The 18867-nt window shown below is 68.8% G+C and carries 13 protein-coding genes; 7 read left to right on the top strand and 6 right to left on the bottom strand.

Going from position 1 to position 18867, the window contains the following annotated elements; translation table 11 throughout:
* Window positions 1–11 precede the first annotated feature (11 nt).
* Window positions 12–1055 (bottom strand): LacI family DNA-binding transcriptional regulator, encoded by a 1044-nt coding sequence (locus FOJ82_RS12945; RefSeq protein WP_143938897.1) that lies wholly within the window; start codon window positions 1053–1055, stop codon window positions 12–14.
* A gap of 190 nt (window positions 1056–1245) precedes the next feature.
* Between FOJ82_RS12945 and FOJ82_RS12940 the strand changes: the two genes are divergently transcribed.
* The 4 genes from FOJ82_RS12940 (at window position 1246) to lacZ (ending at window position 7418) form a co-directional block, all read left to right on the top strand.
* Entirely contained in the window at window positions 1246–2559 is a 1314-nt protein-coding gene (locus tag FOJ82_RS12940) for an ABC transporter substrate-binding protein (protein WP_143938896.1), read from the top strand.
* Window positions 2560–2636: 77 nt separating this feature from the next.
* Window positions 2637–3605: a carbohydrate ABC transporter permease gene (locus FOJ82_RS12935; protein WP_143938895.1), complete on the top strand. Its 969-nt coding sequence runs from the start codon at window positions 2637–2639 to the stop codon at window positions 3603–3605.
* Complete coding sequence (locus tag FOJ82_RS12930; protein WP_221933156.1) at window positions 3598–4410, top strand: carbohydrate ABC transporter permease; 813 nt, start codon at window positions 3598–3600, stop codon at window positions 4408–4410. The genes FOJ82_RS12935 and FOJ82_RS12930 overlap by 8 nt, the downstream gene beginning before the upstream one ends.
* On the top strand, window positions 4407–7418 hold the full coding sequence (gene lacZ, locus FOJ82_RS12925; protein WP_143938894.1) for a beta-galactosidase, LacZ type: 3012 nt from the start codon (window positions 4407–4409) through the stop codon (window positions 7416–7418). The genes FOJ82_RS12930 and lacZ overlap by 4 nt, the downstream gene beginning before the upstream one ends.
* Here the strand turns inward: lacZ and FOJ82_RS12920 are convergent.
* Genes FOJ82_RS12920 through glgX form a run of 5 tightly spaced genes read right to left on the bottom strand, consistent with a single transcriptional unit; the run spans window position 7411 to window position 15523 of the window.
* A complete protein-coding gene (locus FOJ82_RS12920; protein ID WP_143938893.1) occupies window positions 7411–8187 on the bottom strand; it encodes an NUDIX hydrolase in 777 nt (258 codons plus the stop codon). The genes lacZ and FOJ82_RS12920 overlap by 8 nt on opposite strands.
* Window positions 8184–10082: a 1,4-alpha-glucan branching protein GlgB gene (glgB, locus tag FOJ82_RS12915; protein WP_143938892.1), complete on the bottom strand. Its 1899-nt coding sequence runs from the start codon at window positions 10080–10082 to the stop codon at window positions 8184–8186. Before glgB ends, FOJ82_RS12920 begins: the two co-directional genes overlap by 4 nt.
* A 1-nt stretch (window position 10083) precedes the next feature.
* Window positions 10084–11334 carry a phosphotransferase gene (locus FOJ82_RS12910; RefSeq protein WP_185975786.1) on the bottom strand — a complete coding sequence of 417 codons (1251 nt, stop codon included), beginning with the start codon at window positions 11332–11334 and terminating at the stop codon, window positions 10084–10086.
* Entirely contained in the window at window positions 11331–13331 is a 2001-nt protein-coding gene (locus tag FOJ82_RS12905; protein ID WP_143938890.1) for an alpha-1,4-glucan--maltose-1-phosphate maltosyltransferase, read from the bottom strand. The genes FOJ82_RS12910 and FOJ82_RS12905 overlap by 4 nt, the downstream gene beginning before the upstream one ends.
* 35 nt (window positions 13332–13366) lie before the next feature.
* Entirely contained in the window at window positions 13367–15523 is a 2157-nt protein-coding gene (gene glgX, locus FOJ82_RS12900) for a glycogen debranching protein GlgX (protein WP_143938889.1), read from the bottom strand.
* A gap of 111 nt (window positions 15524–15634) precedes the next feature.
* On the opposite strand from glgX, the gene FOJ82_RS12895 reads away from it, so the two are divergent.
* From FOJ82_RS12895 to FOJ82_RS12885, 3 genes are read left to right on the top strand one after another with little or no spacing between them, the layout of a single operon-like run.
* The gene (locus tag FOJ82_RS12895) at window positions 15635–16771 is read left to right on the top strand and encodes a cysteine desulfurase family protein (protein WP_246099878.1); all 1137 of its coding nucleotides are present in this window, start codon (window positions 15635–15637) and stop codon (window positions 16769–16771) included.
* A 10-nt stretch (window positions 16772–16781) separates the two neighbouring features.
* Window positions 16782–17852, top strand: coding sequence for a tRNA 2-thiouridine(34) synthase MnmA (gene mnmA, locus FOJ82_RS12890; protein WP_143938888.1), 1071 nt, complete (start codon window positions 16782–16784; stop codon window positions 17850–17852).
* Window positions 17852–18823, top strand: coding sequence for a uroporphyrinogen decarboxylase/cobalamine-independent methonine synthase family protein (locus FOJ82_RS12885; RefSeq protein WP_143938887.1), 972 nt, complete (start codon window positions 17852–17854; stop codon window positions 18821–18823). The genes mnmA and FOJ82_RS12885 overlap by 1 nt, the downstream gene beginning before the upstream one ends.
* Window positions 18824–18867: the final 44 nt, after the last annotated feature.

The raw sequence follows: 18867 nt of genomic DNA, 5'->3' as shown, positions 1-18867 counted from the left end.
ACGGTCGTGGGTCACCGGGCCGGCGGCGCGGTGGTGCCGCGGACGACGAGCTCCGTCGGGACCACCACCCTGTCGTGCCTCGGGATCGCGCTGCGCGGCGAGCGGATCTGGGACAGCACCAGGCGCACCAGCTCCTGGCCGATGTGGGTGAAGTCCTGGCGCAGTGTCGTCAGCGGCGGGTAAACGTACTCGCCGAGGGCGATCCCGTCGAAGCCGACCACCGACACGTCGGACGGGACGCTCCTGCCGGCCTCGCACAGGGCGCGGATCAGGCCGATAGCCATCTCGTCGTTGGCGCAGAAGACCGCCGTGACGTCCTGGCGCGCCGCCAGTTCGCGACCCACCTCGTACCCGGACCGGGGGGTCCAGTCGCCCTGCCAGACCGGCGGCACGGCGATGCCCGCCTGCTCGAGGGTCCGCTCCCAGGCGCGACGGCGCAGTTGCGCCGGCTCCGAGTCCTCCGGCCCGGCGACGTGGTGGACCGTTCGGTGTCCCAACTCGAGCAGGTGGCGCGTGGCGTCCCGGCCACCCTGCATCTGGTCGGCCGTCACGGCGGGGTAGTGGCCCACCAGCCGTGAGTCCGACACCGCCACGGGCATGCCAGCAGGCAGGGTCAGCGTTTCCGGTGTCGCCTCCTCGGCGCGGATGATCACCAGCCCGTCGATCGCCTGGCTGGAGATTCGGTGCGCGGCGCTCTCCCAGTCCGAGGCGTCGATGTTGTCTGCTTCGATGCTGAGCAGCGTGACGGTGTAGCCCTCGGCCGCGGTGGCCTTCACCACGCTTTCCGTGGTCAGCACCTCCCCGGTGCGCGCGTAGCGGTGGGCCAGCAGGCCGATGGTGCCGAAGGAGCCGTTGCGCAGCGCCCTCGCGGCACGGTTGGGGGAGTAGCCGAGCTGGGCCATGGCGGCCAGCACCTTCTCGCGGGTCTTCGGCCGCACCGGATCGGCGCCCGTCGAGACCCGCGACACGGTCTGCGCGGAAACACCCGCCAGCCGAGCCACGTCCTCGATGGAGGGGCCGGTCTTGCGTCGGCCGCGTCCGCTCACGGTACCCATGGCGGGCAGTGTAGCGCGCGCTTTGGTTACGTAACCATTGAACCGAAGCAGATGCGTGTCCGAGCGCGATCCGTCGTTACCGGATGGTTATGTGAAAGGGTCTGGCGGGCATGGTTCGGGGATGCTACGTTGACGTAAACATTCCGGCCGGTGGAAGCGTCCCCGGTCTCGACGAGGACAAGGAAGTCACATGAACGTCTGGAAGAAGCTCACATCGCTGGCGGTGCTCGTGCCGCTCGGCATCGCCCTGTCTGCCTGCGGTGGCAGCGGGGACGAAGGCAACGACGGCGGAGAGGGCAGCGGCGCCGACGGCGCCGGCACCCTGACCGTATGGGCGTGGGACCCGGCCTTCAACATCTACGCGATGGACGAGGCCGCAAAGATCTACCAGCAGGAGAACCCCGACGTGACGGTGGAGGTGGTGGAGACTCCGTGGGACGACCTCCAGACCAAGCTCACCACCCTGGCCCAGTCGCAGGAGTTCGAGGAGCTGCCCGACATCTTCCTCATGCAGAACAACGCGTTCCAGAAGAACGTCATCAACTACCCGGACCTGTTCAGTGACTACTCCGACAGCGAGGTGGACTTCAGCGAGTTCCCGGCCGGCGTCGTGGCCTACTCGACGTTCGAGGACGTCAACTACGGCGTCCCCTTCGACAACGGGACGGCCATCACGGCCCTGCGCACCGACGTCCTCGAGGAGGCGGGCTACACCGTCGAGGACTTCACCGACATCACCTGGGACGAGTTCATCGCCAACGGCGAGGACATCCTGGCCAAGACGGGTCAGCCGCTGCTCTCCGGGCAGGCCGGCTCCTCAGACCTGATGATGATGATGCTGCAGTCGGCCGGCGCCAGCCTCTTCGACGCCGAGGGCAACCCCACGATCGTCGACAACGAGGCCCTGAAGGAGGCCATCGACATCTACGCCCGTCTGGTCGACTCGGGTGTGTTCGTCGAGGTCAACTCGTGGGACGAGTACATCGGCACCCTGGTGAACTCCAACGTCGCCGGCACCATCCAGGGCGTGTGGATCCTCGGGTCCATCCAGACCGCCGAGGACCAGGCCGGAAACTGGGGCATCACCAACCTGCCCAAGATGGAAGGACTCGACGGCGCCACGCACTACTCCGCCAACGGCGGCTCGTCGTGGGCGATCAGCTCCAACGCCGACGTCGAACTCGCCCAGGACTTCCTGGCCAGCACGTTCGCCGGCTCCAGCGAGCTCTACGACACCATCCTGCCGTCCTCGGGCGCACTCGCGAACTGGCTGCCCGCCGGCGAGAGCGACGTCTACGGCGAGCCGCAGGAGTTCTTCGGCGACGAGGCCATCTTCTCCAAGGTGCTGGAGTTCGCTGCCGAGGTCCCGAGCAACAACACCGGTGCCTACTACTACGAGGGCCGGGACGCCGTGAGCGCGGCCCTGACCCAGATCCTCGATGGAGCCGACGTCGACACTGCCCTCGCCGAGGCGCAGAGCAACGTCGAGTTCGCGATGAGCTGACCGCTCGGCCAAGTCACTACCGGGGTGGGGCCGCGGACTGCCGGCCCCACCCCCGACACCCCGAGGGGATCGAGAACATGTCTCAGACAACCAGCACGGCCCGCCGACGGCGCGGCCCCACCGAGGAACAGGAACCCGGGTCCGCCCGCGCCGGTCGCAACCGCCGCTTCGGACTGGAGAAGCAGCGCAGCCTGACCGGCTGGATCTTCCTCCTCCCCGCGGCGCTCCTGATCCTCTGGATGAACTTCTGGCCGATGCTCCAGGCGTTCATCCTGTCCATGAAGACCGGTCGCGGCACCAGGCTCGAGTTCGCCGAACCCCTCTGGTTCAACTACGAGCGCCTCCTCAACGACGAGATCTTCAAGCTCACGGTCGGAAACACCCTGCTCTACCTGCTCGTCCAGGTGCCCATCATGCTCGTGCTGGCGCTCGTCCTGGCGAACCTCCTCAACGACCCGAAGCTGCGCTTCCGGGGACTGTGGCGGACCGCGATCTTCCTGCCCTGCGCCGTTTCGCTGGTCAGCTACTCCCTCGTGTTCCGCACGATGTTCGCCAACGACGGCTTCGTCAACGACCTGCTGCTCGGACTCGGTTTCGTGGACGCGCCCATCAACTGGCTCGGCGAGACCGACACCGCCCGGTTCGTGATCATCCTCGGGCTGCTGTGGCGCTGGACCGGCTACAACATGGTGTTCTACCTGGCCGCGCTCCAGAACATCGACTACTCGTCCCTGGAGGCCGCGAGGATCGACGGGGCGGGCTCGTTCAAGACGTTCTGGTACGTCACGATCCCGCAGCTGCGTCCCATGATCCTGCTGACGGCGATCATGTCCACCAACGGCACGATCCAACTGTTCGACGAGTCCTGGAACCTGACCCAGGGCGGACCGGCTTACACGTCGATGACCATGTCGCACTACCTGTTCGAGCTGTCGTTCCAGAAGAACCCCAACTTCGGCTACGGTGCCGCGATCTCGTACGTGATCCTGATCATGGTGGCCATCCTCGCCGCGATCCAGCTGAAGGTCGGTGACAAGCGTGACTAGGTCCCAGCTCCGCAAGGTTCCCGGCTACGCCTTCCTGACCGTTGCGGCGATCGTCTCGGTGTTCCCCCTGTACTTCATGGTGGTCTCTGCCACCAACACCAGCAACGACGTCCTGGACTCGAGACTGCTCCCGGGCACCGCACTGTTCGACAACCTCGGCAGCCTCCTCGGCCAGCAGGACGTGGTCTCGGCGATGTGGTACTCGACGATCCAGGCCGTCGGCACCACCGTCCTGGCCCTCTTCGTGTGCTCGATCGCCGGCTACGGCTTCGAGGTGTTCCACTCCAAGGGCAAGGACCGGCTGATGGCCTTCCTGCTGCTCGCGATGATGATCCCCTTCGCGGCGATCATGATCCCGCTGTTCCAGATGTTCGCGGACTACGGCATGGTGAACTCGTCGCTGGCGGTCATCCTCCCAGCCATCTCCACCCCGTTCCTGGTGCTGCTGTTCCGGCAGGCCGCGCGGACGTTCCCGCACGAGATCGTCGAGGCGGCCCGTCTGGACGGGCTGAGCGAGGTCAACATCTACCTGCGCATCTTCCTGCCGACGATGCGATCGACCCTGGCGGCCGCGGCCGTCATCACCTTCATGACCGCGTGGAACAACTTCCTGTGGCCGAAGGTGATCCTCGTCAACAACAACTACCAGACCATGCCGATGCTCATCTCGAACCTGAGGGCCGGCTACGTCACCGACTACGGAGTACTGATGCTCGCGGTCCTGCTGGCGTCCCTGCCGACGATGATCATCTTCCTCGTCCTGCAGCGCGCCTTCGCCGAGGGCATCACAGGAGCCATCAAATGACATTCGACCCCACCCGCATCGCGGACCCGACCTTCGTCTCGGAGAACCGGATGGCGGCGCACTCGGACCATCGCTGGTTCGCCGACCAGGGCGAACTCGCCTCGGGCACCAGCAGCTTCGAGCAGTCGTTGAACGGCACCTGGAAGTTCCACCACGCCCGCAACCGGGCCCTGGCCGTCCCCGGTTTCGAGGCCGTGGACTTCGACACCTCGGACTGGGACGACATCCGGGTCCCCGGCCACATCCAGCTCGCTGGACACGACCGGCCCCAGTACGCCAACGTGCAGCACCCGTGGGACGGCTACGAGGACATCGTTCCCGGCGAGGTGCCGCAGCACTACAACCCGGTCGGCAGCTACGTCACCCACTTCGCCCTCGACCACCCGCTGGGCGCGGGTGAGCGGTTGAGCGTCTCGTTCAACGGGGCCGAGAGCAGCGTCGCGGTGTGGGTGAACGGCCACTACGTGGGCTACGGGACAGACGCCTTCACCCCGTCGGAGTTCGACATCACCGACCACCTAGTCGAGGGTCGCAACAAGCTGGCCGCGCAGGTGGTCAAGCACTCGGGCGCGGCCTGGATCGAGGACCAGGACTTCTACCGCTTCTCCGGCCTGTTCCGCGACGTCGTGCTCCACAGGCGCCCGAGCGTCCACCTGGAGGACCTCAAGGTCACCACCGAGGTCTCGGCAGACCTCGGATCCGCCGTGGTGCGGCTCTCCGTGGCCCTGCAGGGGGAGGGGCGGGTGCGGGCCGTGCTGCGCGGCGTCGGCGCGCTCCACGACGATGCCGACGGCCTCGCCGTCACGGTGGACTCGCCGCGCCTGTGGAGCGCCGAGGACCCGCATCTGCACGACTTGGTGATCGAGGTCCTGGACGAGGCCGGCAGCGTCACCGAGGTGGTCCGGCAAGGGGTCGGCATCCGGCGGTTCGGGGTCGAGGACGGCCTTCTGCGGATCAACGGAAAGCGCATCGTGTTCAACGGGGTGAACCGGCACGAGTTCGGGCTGCAGGGCCGGGTGATGACGCGTGAACAGACGGAGGCCGACGTCAAGCTGATGAAGGCGGCCAACATCAACGCCGTGCGCACCAGCCACTACCCGAACAACACCTTCCTCTACGAGCTCTGCGACGCCTACGGGCTCTACGTCATCGACGAGATGAACCTCGAGGCCCACGGCATGTGGGACTGGGTCACCCGCGGTCGGATCCCGCTCGAGGAGGCGGTCCCCGGCAACCTGCCCGAGTGGCGCGACGCGCTTCTGGACCGCGCCACCAGCATGCTGGAGCGCGACAAGAACCACCCGAGCATCGTGATGTGGTCCTGTGGCAACGAGTCGTTCGGCGGCACCAACCTGCGCGACGTGGCCGACCACTTCCGATCCCTGGACGACCGGCCGGTGCACTACGAGGGGGTCCACTGGGATCCTCGCCACCCGGAGACCACGGACGTGGTCAGCCAGATGTACACCAGCGCGGCCGACGTCGAGGAGTTCCTGCTCACCAATCGGGACAAGCCGTTCATCCTGTGCGAGTACGCCCACGCGATGGGCAACTCGTTCGGCGCCGTTGACAAGTACGTCGACCTCGCGCACCGGGAACCGCTCTACCAGGGCGGCTTCATCTGGGACTTCGCGGACCAGGCCATCGCGCTGACCGACCGCCACGGCCGCGAGTTCTTCGGCTACGGCGGTGACTGCGGGGAGTCGCCCCACGACGGCGACTTCAGCGCGAACGGCATCCTGTTCGCCGACCACACCCCCAAGCCATTGCTGGCGGAGGTCCACAAGCTCTACCAGGGCCTCGCGATCGAGATCTCGGCCGACTCGGTCCGGGTCACGAACCGGATGCTGTTCACCGACACCGCCGCCCACGACTGCGTAGTCACGCTGCTGCGCGAGGGCCGGGTCATCGCGAGGGAGACGCTGACGGTGTCCGTGGCACCCGGCGAGACCGGCTCCTTCCCGCTGCCGGTCGAACTGCCCGACGTCGACGGCGAGTACGCGTTCGACGTCAGCTTCCGGCTCCCGCGGGCCACCGCATGGGCACCGGCCGGGCACGAGGTGGCCTGGGAACAGGCCGTGGTCACGGTCTCCGGCGTGCAGCGGCCCCCGGTGCGATCCCAGGAGAGGGCCCCGGAGGTCATCGACGGCGTCCACAACATCGGTGTGCGCGGTGAGCACTTCACCGCGCTGTTCTCGAAGCTGTACGGGGGCCTGGTCTCCTACCGCTTCGGGATGACCGGGGACGGTGGCCGCGAGCTGCTGCACGGGATCCCCAAGCCGAACTTCTGGCACGCCCCCACGTCGAACGAGCGCGGCTGGAACATGCCCTTCAGGGACGGCCAGTGGTTGCTGGCCAGCCGTTACGCCGAGGCCAGCGAGGCCGGACCGGTCCTGGAGCGCCGAGACGACGGCGTCGAGGTGCGCTACACCTACGAGTTGCCCAGCAACCCGGCGGGGGAGTGCGACGTGGCCTATCTGGTCCACGGGGACGGCCGGATCGAGGTCACCCTCACCGCGCGTCCCGGCGCCGGCCTGCCAGACATGCCGGAATTCGGGCTGCTGCTGACCACCACCCCTGAGCTGCGCCACCTCACGTGGTACGGAGAGGGCCCGCACGAGTGCTACGTGGACCGCCGCGCCGGCGCCAGGCTCGGGGTGCACAGCGCGGACGTCACCGAGATGCTCACGCCCTACGTGCGGCCGCAGGAGTCAGGCAGCCGCACCGGTGTGCGCTGGGCGGAACTCACCGACGGGCAGGGGGCCGGGCTGAGGTTCGAGACCTCCGAGGAGATGGAGTTCTCCGCCCTGCCGTGGACCCCGTTCGAGATCGAGAACGCCCTCCATCCCGTGGACCTGCCGCCGATCCAGCGCACGGTGGTGCGTCCGGCACTGCTGCGCCGCGGCGTCGGCGGCGACAACTCGTGGGGAGCCGAGACCCACCCCGAGTACCTGTTGCCGCAGGGCGAGGAACTGGTGTTCACCTTCGCCTTCCGGGGGATCAGGTGACCGGGAGCCCGTTCTCGGTCATCCCACGGTAGCCGTCCAGGACGAGCTCGAGGCGGCGGGCCGAAAGTGCTGTGACGCGCCGGGTGAACTCGCCCCTCGGAACCCAGTGGAGGGCCCGGATCTCGCGGTCGGTGGGTAGCAGGGCCGCGGCGACGTCGTCGGGGAGGACGCCGCCGTCGAAGATGTACTCCACGGCGTCGTCCCACCCGAGGTAGGGCGGCATCCAGTCCACCAGGGCGGGCTGTCCGAAGGTGACCGCGAGCCCGATCTCCTCGAGCACCTCCCGCTCGGCTCCCTGTCGCGGGGTCTCGCCGCGCTCGACGACGCCTCCCGGAAGTTCCCAGTCCTCCTTGTAGACCGTCTCGGTCAGCAGCACCTCGCCCGCCTCGTTGCGGAACACAGCGTGCCCGATCACCCGCTTGGTGGGCAGCACCGAGTTCATCACTCCCGAGAACCCCTCTGCACCGTAGACCGGGTCGACGGCCAGCCGCGCGTAGACGAGCACGTCGACGAGTTCACCCGAGGGCGTCTCCTGCGCCGAGCGCAATATGCCCTCCAGCCGGAAGCCACAGCGGTGCACGGCGCTGCGTGCCGCGCGGTCGCTGGCGAGCAGGTCGACCTGGAGCCGCCGCAGGTCGTGGGCGAGGATCGCGTCGTCCGACGCGAGGCTGACGGCGCGCTGCAGGGTGTCGGAGTCGACGACCTGTTCGTCCCAGCGGAGCCTGCCGACCCCACCCGAGATGTCGACGTGGACCCGGAAGTCCGTCACGGCTGCGCGTTGCGCCGCAACCACACGGAGGCGAGCGGGGGGACCGTTACCCTGGCCCGGGCGCTGAAGTGGCCCCAGGGTTCGGCCTCCGCCTCGACGGCGCCGAGGTTGCCGTGCTGGCCGGAGCCGTCGTAGTGGAGCGAGTCGGTGTTGAGGATCTCCTCCCACGTGCCCACCGCCGGCAGCCCGATCGAGTAGTCGCGCAGGGGCTCCGCCGAGAAGTTGGTGATGCAGGCGACGTGGTTGCCGGCCGAGTCGTTGCGCACCCAGCTGAGCGCGTTGTGGCCGGCGTCATCGGCGTTGATCCAGGTGAATCCCTCGGGGTCGTTGTCCAGCTCGTAGAGGGCGGGGTGCTCCCGGTAGATGTGGTTCAGGTCCCGGAAGAGGCGCTGGAGTCCGCCGTGGCCCCACAGGTCGGAGACCCACCACTCGAGGCTGGTGGACTCGTCGAACTCGGGACGCTGCGCGAACTCCGAGCCCATGAACACCAACTGCTTGCCGGGGAACGACCACATGTAGGAGTAGAAGGCACGCAGCGTGGCGAATTTGCGCCAGTCGTCCTGCGGCACCTTGTTGAGCATCGACCCCTTGCCGTGGACCACCTCGTCGTGACTGATCGGGAGGATGAAGTTCTCGGAGAAGGCGTAGACCATCGCGAAGGTGAGCAGGTTGTGGTCGTACTGCCGGTAGACCGGATCCAGCTGGAGGTAGCGCAGGGAGTCATTCATCCAGCCCATGTTCCACTTGAACCCGAACCCGAGCCCACCCTCGTGCACCGGCTTGGTGACGCCCGGGAAGCTGGTGGACTCCTCGGCGATCATCAGCACGCCAGGCTCACGCTCGTACAGGTGCCGGTTCACGTAGCGCAGGAAGTCGATGGCCTCGAGGTTCTCACGGCCGCCGTACTGGTTGGGCACCCACTGGCCCTCGTCGCGGGAGTAGTCCAGGTACAGCATCGAGGCGACGGCGTCCACACGCAGCCCGTCGATGTGGAACTCCTGGATCCAGTAGAGCGCGTTGGAGACCAGGAAGCTCTTCACCTCGTTGCGGCCGTAGTTGAAGATGTAGGTGCCCCAGTCGGTGTGCTCCCCCTGGCGTGGGTCAGCGTGCTCGTAGAGAGCGGTGCCGTCGAAGCGGCCGAGAGCCCACTCGTCCTTGGGGAAGTGGCCGGGCACCCAGTCCAGGATGACGCCGATGCCGGCCTGGTGCAGTTTGTCGATCAGGTGGCGCAAGTCGTCGGGTTTGCCGAAGCGGCTGGTCGGGGCGAAGTAGCCGGAGACCTGGTAGCCCCACGAGGGCTCGAAAGGGTGTTCGGAGACGGGCATCAGCTCGACGTGCGTGTAGCCCTGCCAGGTCAGGTACTCGACGAGTTCGTCGGCGAGCTCCAGGTAGGACTTGCCCTTGCGCCAACCGCCCAGGTGGATCTCGTAGACGCTCATCGGCTCCGCGTGCGGCCTGGCCTCGCTGCGGCGAGCCATCCAGTCGTCGTCGGACCAGGCGTAGCGTGACTTGTACACGATGCTGGCGTTGGCCGGTGCCTGCTCGCTGAAGGCCGCGACGGGGTCCACCTTCTCGCGCCAGACGCCGTCGGGACCCTGGATCCTGTACTTGTAGAGCGTCTCCTCCTCGAGGCCCTCGAGGAATCTGCCCCAGACTCCCGAGCCGGGGATCAGGCGCAGGTCGTCACCGGTCCACCAGTTGAAGGGACCCACCACCTGGACAGCCTGGGCATTGGGTGCCCAGACCGCGAATCGCACCCCGTCGACGGAGCCGTGCTCGTCGTCGGCGACGGTGATGTGGTGTGCGCCGAACTTCTTCCAGATCTCGGTGTCTCCGCCGCTGTGGAATCCCTCGAAGTCCCAGCCGGTGAGGCCGCCGAAGTAGTCGTGCGCCATGTCAGTTCTCCCTCGCGAGTGATTCCAGAAAATCTAGCGGTACATGCAGCCACGTGGGCCGGTTGCGGGACTCGTAGACGACCTCGTAGACCGCCTTGTCGACCTCGAGCGCGCGCAGCAGCCGCTGGTCGACGTCCCGCGCACCGTAGCCGTCGAGGAACGCCAGCCGGACCTCCTGCAGCCAGGTACCCGAGTCCATCCCGGTGCTCGCCGCCGCGTAGTCGAACGAGCGCAGCATCCCCGCGACGTCGCGCCAGGCGGTGTCGGGGCGCCGACGCTCCTCGATGGACTTCAGCGGCTCGCCCTCGAAGTCCACGTAGCGCCACTGGTCGTCGGTGAGCAGCACCTGCCCCAGGTGGCAGTCGCCGTGGATGCGCTGGGTGGGGAAGTCGTCGTGTCCGACCGCTGCCAGGGTGGACTCGACGAGGCCGCGGAGGTCGGCGAGTTGCGGCACCTCCCGCGCGGCGGCGTCGAAACGCACCCGTGCGGCCGTCGCGAAGTCGGTCCCCGAGGCGGTCGAGGTGGGCAGTCGTTGCGCCAGCGCCGCGTGGATGGTCGCCAACGCCTCGCCGAGCCTGCGCGCGTAGTCGGTGAAGCTGTGCCCGGCGGCGGCGTACTGGCAGGCCAGCACGTACCCGTCGAGCGGATTGGGAAGCGTCTCGAGGAAGATCGCGTGGTCCACCTCGCCGTCGCGCCACGTGCCGTACAGACCCGCGACCGTGCCGGTGTCCGCCAGTGCCTCGTGCAGTTCCGCGTCCGGGTTCCGACCCTCCTCGAGCCGTCGGAACACCTTGCACAGCACTTCGCGCCCGAAGAAGACGGTGGTGTTGGACTGCTCGCCGGAGTAGCGACGCCCGGGCAGCCCGGTCGGGACCTCACGGGCGGGGTGGAAGCCGGGGGCGCCGTCGGCCAGCAACTGCAGCAGCAGGGACGCGGCCCCCGGGTCGTCGAGGAGTTCCCCGACGCAGTACCGGACCCCGTCGACGGTGGCCTCCGCCAGCGTCGGGGCCACCTCGGTGCCCAGCGGGCGGTACACCAGTGGTACGAGGTAGCGCTCGGCTGCGGCGTCCGGATAGCCGACCTCCAGCGTCGCGGTGCGCAGCCCCGGGCCGGGCGAGGGGCCGACGAGCCAGTCGTCGAGCTCGAGCCCGACCGGCTGCCCGCCCCGGGATCGTCCCGAGAACCAGCGGGCGTCCTGCGCGAGCCCCCAGACGGCGGCCAGAAGTTCCTCGGCGGCGGGCACGGTGCTCACACGCCCGTGACGTGGAGGATGTGGGCCGGGCCGGAGGGGTGGAGCCGGACGTAGGGCTGCCGCCCCCAGAAGTACTCCTCGCCGGTCAGCTCGTCCACCACGCGCACCTCGGCGGAGGCGCCGGCGCCGAGGGCCTCGAGGTCCAGGTCGAGGACGGTTTCCACCGTGTTGTCGGGGTCGAGGGAGACCACCATCAGCACCACGTCCTGGCCGTCGTGCTTGGAGTAGGCGATCACCTGGTCGTGGTTGGTCTCGTGGAAGTCGACGTCGCGCAGCTGCTGCAGCGCCGGGTGGTCCTCGCGGATCTCGTTCAGGCGGCCCATCAGCAGGTTCAGGTTCGGCTGGGCGTCGTAGTCGCGCGGGCGGTACTCGTACTTCTCGGAGTCCATGTACTCCTCGCGACCGCGGGCATTGGGCTGGTGCTCGAACAGTTCGAAGCCCGAGTACACACCCCACGTGGGCGACATGGTGGCCGCGAGGATGGCCCGGATCGCGAAGATGGCCGGGTTTCCCGACTGCAGGTGGAACGGGTTGATGTCCGGGGTGTTGACGAAGAAGTTCGGGCGGTAGTGGTCCGCCATCGAGGTGGACAGCTCCGTCAGGTACTCGGTGAGCTCACCCTTGGTCACGCGCCACGTGAAGTAGGTGTAGGACTGCTGGAAGCCGACCTTGCCCAGCGCGCTCATCATCTGTGGGCGGGTGAAGGCCTCGGCCAGGAAGATGACCTCCGGGTTCGAGTGGTGGACCTCCTCCAGCAGCCAGTCCCAGAACTCCACGGGCTTGGTGTGCGGGTTGTCCACCCGGAAGATCGTCACGCCGCGGTCGATCCAGAACCTGACGATCCGCAGCACCTCGTGGTAGATGCCGTGCGGGTCGTTGTCGAAGTTGATCGGGTAGATGTCCTGGTACTTCTTCGGCGGGTTCTCCGCGTAGGCGATGGTGCCGTCGAGCCGTGTGGTGAACCACTCCGGGTGCTCCTTGACCCAGGGGTGGTCCGGTGAGGCCTGCAGCGCGAGGTCCAGTGCCACCTCGAGGCCCAGCGAGTTGGCCTTCGACACGAAGCGGTCGAACGACTCGAAGTCCCCGAGGTCCGGGTGGATGGCGTCGTGGCCACCCGCCTCGGAGCCGATCGCCCAGGGCGAGCCGGGATCGTCCTCGGACGGCGTCAGCGTATTGTTGCGACCCTTTCGGAACGCCCTGCCGATGGGGTGGATGGGCGGCAGGTAGACGACGTGGAACCCCATGGCGGCGGCCGCGTCGAGCCGGGCGTGGGACGAGTCGAACGTGCCGGAGGTCCAGGAGCCGTCCTCGTGCTGCTGCGCGTACTGCGAGCGGGGGAAGAACTCGTACCACGACGAGTACAGCGCGCGTCGGCGCTCCACCCTGATCGGGTACTCCTTGGTGGCGCTCACGAGGTCCCTGGGGCCGAAGCGGGCCATCGCACGGGCAACCGGCCGGGACTCGATGAGTTCCACCAGTTCCTCGGCCGGGGTCTCCGGGTGCAGCACCTCCACCAGCGCCTCCAGGATTGCCGCGGCGCTGTGCACGCCGAGCTTGTGGGCGTTGTCGATGGCGCGACCGACCACCTCCCGGCCCTCCATGCAGACCAGTTCGAGGTCCATCCCCAGCGGCAGTTTCGCCTCGGCGTTGTGCAGCCAGGTGCCCCACGGGTCGGACCAGCCCTCCACGCGGAACGTCCAGTCTCCCTCGGAGGCCATCCGGACGTGTGCCTGCCAGATGTCGAGGCCCATCGGCTCGACCTGTTTGAGGTCAACGCGGCGCTGCGAACCGTGCGGTGCGGTGAGGATGGCCGACGCGTTCACGGCGTCGTGGCCCTCCCTGAACACGTTGGCCCGGATCAGGATGCGTTCGTGCACCACCGCCTTGGCTGGGTAGGCGCCGTCGGCGATGACCGGCTGCACCCCGGTGACCGGGATACGGCCGAAGCCGCCCTCGGTACGGGTCAGGTGGGCACGTGCTGGGGCTGTTTCGCTCACGGTGCCAGCCTAGCGGCGGTGCCGACCGCCCGTGCTCACTCGAAGATCTGGGCGGTGTGCTCGGTGTCGAGCGGCTCGAGCTCCCGCAACTCCAGCAGGTCCGCGCTGGTGGCGGGCACGTCGGCACGCATCACCACCACGCAGCGCCCCGGCAGAGTGAAGGTGTCACCGGAGCCCAGTGGCCCTTCGGAGAGCTCGGCGTCGAGCACCGAGTGCCAGGCGATGGAGTAGCCACCGGCCCAGGGCAGGCTGGGCAGGTTGATCTCTACCGGGTCGGCGCCCGAGTGGAACCAGGTGAGGAAGGCCTCGGAGGAGTTGGACGCGTACATCCCCAGCAGGCGTCGGCTGCCGTCGTGCCAGTCGTCCTCGCCCATCTGGCCGTGCTCGCCGTCCATCCACGTCAGGTCCACGCGCTGCAGGTTCTCGCCGTGGGCGTTGATGACCTCCTGGTGGTAGAGGTACTCGTCGCTGCGCAGCAGCGGATGCGCCTCGCGCAGCGCCAGCAGCGCGGCCGTGCGCTCCCGGACGCGCTCCCACTCGTCGTCGACGTTCCAGTTCACCCAGGTGAGCGGGTTGTCATGGCAGTAGGCGTTGTTGTTGCCGCGCTGGGTGCGGCCGAACTCGTCGCCCGCCATCAGCATGGGCGTGCCGGCGGCCAGGATCTGGGTGGCCTGCAGGTTCAGGACCTGCCGGCGCCGCAGGGCGTTGATGGCCTCGTCATCGGTCTCGCCCTCCCAGCCGTGGTTCCATGAGCGGTTGTTGTCCGTGCCGTCGCGGTTGGCCTCGCCGTTGTACAGGTTGTGCTTGACGTCGTAGCTGACGAGGTCGCGCATCGTGAAGCCGTCGTGGGCGGTGATGAAGTTGATGCTCGACTGCGGGCGCTGGCCCGGTCGGTCGTACAGGTCCGGCGAGCCGGACAGCCGCGTGGCCAGCTCCTGCACCCCGGGTGCCGCGCCGCGCCAGAAGTCCCGCGCGTGGTCACGGAAGCGGTCGTTCCACTCGGACCAGCCCGGTCCGAACTTGCCCACCTGGTAGCCGTAGGGTCCGACGTCCCACGGCTCGGCGATCATCTTGATGCCCTCGAACGCCGGGTCGGAGTTGATCGCCCGCTTCAGGGGATGGTTCTGGTCCACGTGGTGGTTGCCGTCGCGGAACAGGGTGGTGGCGAGGTCGAAGCGGAACCCGTCGACGCCCATCTCCTGCACCCAGTACCGCAGCGAGTCCAGCACCAGCTGCGCGACCATCGGGTTGGCCGTGTTGACCGAGTTGCCGCAGCCGGTGACGTCGTAGTCGTCGCGGCGGTCGTTGGTGAGGCGGTAGTACTGGTGGTGGTCGATGCCGCGCATGGAGACCGTCGGGCCCTCGTGCCCGCCCTCCGCGGTGTGGTTGTAGACGACGTCGAGGATGACCTCGATGTCGGCCTCGTGCAGCGCGCTGACCATGGCCTTGAACTCGTGCACCTGGTGGCCCGTGGTGCCGAGCGTCGCGTAGAACGCGTGCGGGGCGAAGAAACCGAGGGTGTTGTAGCCCCAGTAGTTGCGCAGGCCGCGCTGGGCGACGAACGGCTCCGAGACGAAGTGGTGCACCGGCAGCAGTTGGACTGCTGTCACCCCGAGGTCCTTCAGGTAGGACACCACGCTCGGGTACGCGAGCCCGGCGTAGTTGCCGCGCAGGTGCTCCGGGACGGAGGGGTGGGTCTTGGTGAAGCCGCGCAGGTGCATCTCGTAGATGACGGACTCCGCGAGGCTGCGCCGGGTGCGCAGGGGCGATGGCGGCGGGGTGTCGGCCACCACCACTGACAGCGGGACCGAGCCGAACGAGTCGGTGGGGTCCAGTTCGAAGTGGTCGCCGGAGACGTGGTCGTGGATCGGCCCCGAGTCGTCGATGCCCCCGGTGATGGCACGGGCATAGGGGTCCACGAGCAGGCGGGCGGGGTTGAACCGGCTGCCCGCGCCGGGATCCCAGGGTCCGTGGACGCGGTAGCCGTACAGCTGCTGGTCCCCGACGCCCGGCACGAACACCTCCCAGATCCCGTCGGGACTTGACGACATCTCCACGTTCGACTGTTCCCACGACGCGGACACGAGCACCAGCTCGACGCGTTCGGCACGCGGCGCCCACAACCCGAAACGCACGCCCCCGCCGGTGACGCGCGCGCCCAGCCGGCCGGTGTCCGGAACCCCATCAGTCATTCAGTACAGTCCTGTATCCATCGTGGTCGGCCCACGAGTCATGGGCCAGTCCATTGTGCCGGACATCGCCGATCCTGTCGTGTTACCGCGCGGCGCGCTACGTTTGCCGTCGTGAGCGCAGCGAACACCTACCTCGACCACGCCGCCACCTCGCCGATGCGGCAGGTGGCGATCGAGGCGCTCAACCGGCACCTTTCCATCGTCGGCAACCCATCGGCGCTCCACGTCGCGGGGCAACGCGCCCGGCGCGCCCTGGAGGAGGCCCGGGAGCAGTTGGCCGCCGCCGTCGGGGCGCACCCCACAGAGGTGGTCTTCACCTCCGGCGGCTCCGAGGCCGACAGCATCGCCGTCGTGGGCGGCATGCGCGCCCAGGAGGCCGCTGGGAGGAGCCGCTGTCTGGTGTCCGCGATCGAGCACCCCGCCGTGCTCGGGATGACCGAGCGGGGCGCCGAGACCCTGCCCGTCACACACGACGGTGCGGTCGACGTCGAGCGCGCCGTGGCCCTCGTCGACGGTGACGTCGGAGTGGTCTCCGTGATGGCAGTCAACAACGAGACCGGCATCGTCCAGCCGCTGGAGCCCATCCGACGCGCGGCGCGGGCCGTCGGTGCCTGGTTCCACACCGACGCGGTCCAGGCACTGGGGCACGTGCCCCTCAGCTTCCGCGACGGCGGCTTCGACCTGATGTCGGTCTCGGCCCACAAGGTGGGCGGCCCCGTCGGCGTCGGCGCCCTGGCCGTGCGGCGTTCGGTCAGGCCCGGCGCCATCGGGCTCGGTGGCGGGCAGGAGCGCGAGGTCCGCTCGGGCACCGGGATGGTGGCACTGGCCGCCTCTTTCGCGGCCGCCGCCGAGCAGGCCGTGGCCGAGTTGGAGGCCGAGACGCTCCGGCTGCGCGGCCTGCAGCAGCGCGTGGTGGACCTGGTCTCCGGCTGTGGGGGAGCGGTCAACACCATCCGCGCGGAGCACGCACCCCACATCGTGAACGTCACCTTCCCCGGGCTGCGGGCCGACGACCTGCTGTTCCTGCTGGACCAGCGCGGCGTCTACGCCTCCGTGGGCTCCGCCTGCCGTGCCGGCGTGCACCAGCCCAGCGAGGTGCTGCTCGCCATGGGCCGCAGTGCCGACGAGGCCGCCGCCACCCTGCGATTCTCCCTGGGCCACACCAGCACGGGGGCCGACGTCGACCGCCTGGCCGAGGTGCTGCCCGGCTCCGTCGCACGTGCGAGGGCCGCGAACCCGTCCGCGTAGACTGGCGCCCATGCGTGTTCTTGCTGCAATGTCCGGGGGAGTCGACTCCGCCGTCGCCGCCGCCCGGATGGTGGCCCAGGGCCACGAGGTGACCGGTGTGCACCTGGCCCTGTCGAAGAACCCGCAGAGCTACCGCACCGGCGCCCGCGGCTGCTGCTCCATCGAGGACTCCCACGACGCCCGCCGCGCCGCCGACGTGCTAGACATCCCGTTCTACGTGTGGGACTTCGCCGAGGAGTTCCAGGAGCAGGTGGTGGACGACTTCGTCGCCGAGTACCGGGCCGGCCGCACCCCCAATCCCTGCCTGCGCTGCAACGAGAAGATCAAGTTCGCCGCCGTCCTGGACCGCGGCATCGCCCTCGGCTTCGACGCCGTCGCCACCGGTCACTACGCCCGCGTGGTGGACAACGGTTCCGAGGTGGAACTCCACCGGGCCGTCGACCCGGACAAGGACCAGTCCTACGTGCTCGGCGTGCTGAACCAGACCCAGCTGCGCCACTCGCTGTTCCCGCTCGCCGACACGCCCAAGACGCAGGTCCGCGAGGAGGCGGCCAGGCTCGGGCTCTCGGTGGCGAAGAAGCCCGACTCCCACGACATCTGTTTCATCCCCGACGGCGACACACAGGGCTTCCTGTCGCGCTACCTCGGCACCGACGAGGGCGACATCGTCGACGCCGACGGCGTGAAGCTCGGCATCCACCACGGCAGCCACAACTTCACCGTCGGGCAGCGCAAGGGTCTGGACCTCAAGATCCCCGCACCCGACGGCAACCCCCGCTACGTGCTCAAGATCGAACCGGTGAACAACACCGTCGTCGTCGGCTCCCGCGAACAACTCGCAGTGTCCATCCTGCGCGGCATCCGCCCCACCTGGACCCAGCACCCCGTCGAGGGACCCTGGCGCGGCCAGGCCCAGTACCGCGCCCACGGCACCCCGGTGGATGCCACCATCTCATTGCAGGCCGGGGAACTCGTCGTGGAACTCGACGAGCCCGCCACTGGAATCGCGCCCGGCCAGAGCGTGGTCGTCTTCGACGGCGACCGCGTCGTCGGTTCGGCGACGCTTGCGGAATCGCACTGATGCGGGTCACCGCGGCCGGGTCCCTGCCGGGTGACGACTTCCGCGGCGCTCTCTCTGCGATTGCCGAGGTGCTGCCCGAGATCCTGCCCCTGCCCGAGCTACCCGCTCGCGGATCCTCCTCGGGCATGGTGGGCCGCGCACTGGGACTGGTGGACGGGCTCGGCTTCGACCTCCAGCCTGCCGGTTGGCGACTGGTTCCCGGTTCCAGCCCCGAACACCGCCGCGCCGCCGCGCAGTGGCGCAACGACCTCGACGATACGGAGGAACTCCTCCAGGGCTTTGACGGGGTCCTCAAGGTGGGGGTGGCCGGCCCGTGGACCCTCGCGGGCAGCGTGGAGCGGCCCCGCGGCGACCGGCTGCTGGCCGACCACGGCGCCCGGCGGGAACTGGCCGAGGCCCTAGCTGAGGGGACCGGTGACCTCTTGGCGGAACTGCGCCGCCGTGTCCCGGCCGCCACCGTCCTGCTGCAGCTGGACGAGCCGTTGCTCGTCGCCGTGGCAGACGGTTCCCTGCCCACCGCCAGCGGGTTCTCCCGGCACCGCGCCGTCGACGGGCCCGAACTGGCAGCCGCGCTGCGGCCCCTTGCCGACGGCGCCCTCCTGCACTGCTGCGCTCCCGGTGACTGGCTGCCGACGGCCGGGGCCGCCGGATTCGCCGGCGCCGCCATCGACACCCGCCTGTTCACCTCCACCGCAGCGCTGGACCGGCTGGGAGAGTGGCTGGAGGCCGGCCACCAACTGGTGGCAGGAGTGGTGGACACGACCAGGTCCGAGGTGCAGGGCGCGGACGCCCTGGTCACCGAGGCGCTGCGGATCCTGCGACCCCTCGAACTCGATCCCGAGTCACTGACGCACCGCCTCGTGCTCGGCACCGGCTGCGGTCTGGCTGGCCTCCAACTGCGCGACGTGGTGCCCCAACTGGAGGCCCTGCGCGCCGCGGCACCCCTCCTCGAGGAGCAGCTCGCCCGTTAACAGGGGGGTGCCTGCAGGGGCCCGGGAGGCGGGTGAGACGCTGG

The sequence above is a fragment of the Tessaracoccus rhinocerotis genome, from assembly GCF_007197885.1.
GTDB classification, from domain to species: Bacteria; Actinomycetota; Actinomycetes; order Propionibacteriales; family Propionibacteriaceae; genus Arachnia; species Arachnia rhinocerotis.
This window is presented reverse-complemented; position numbering and strand designations above follow the sequence as displayed.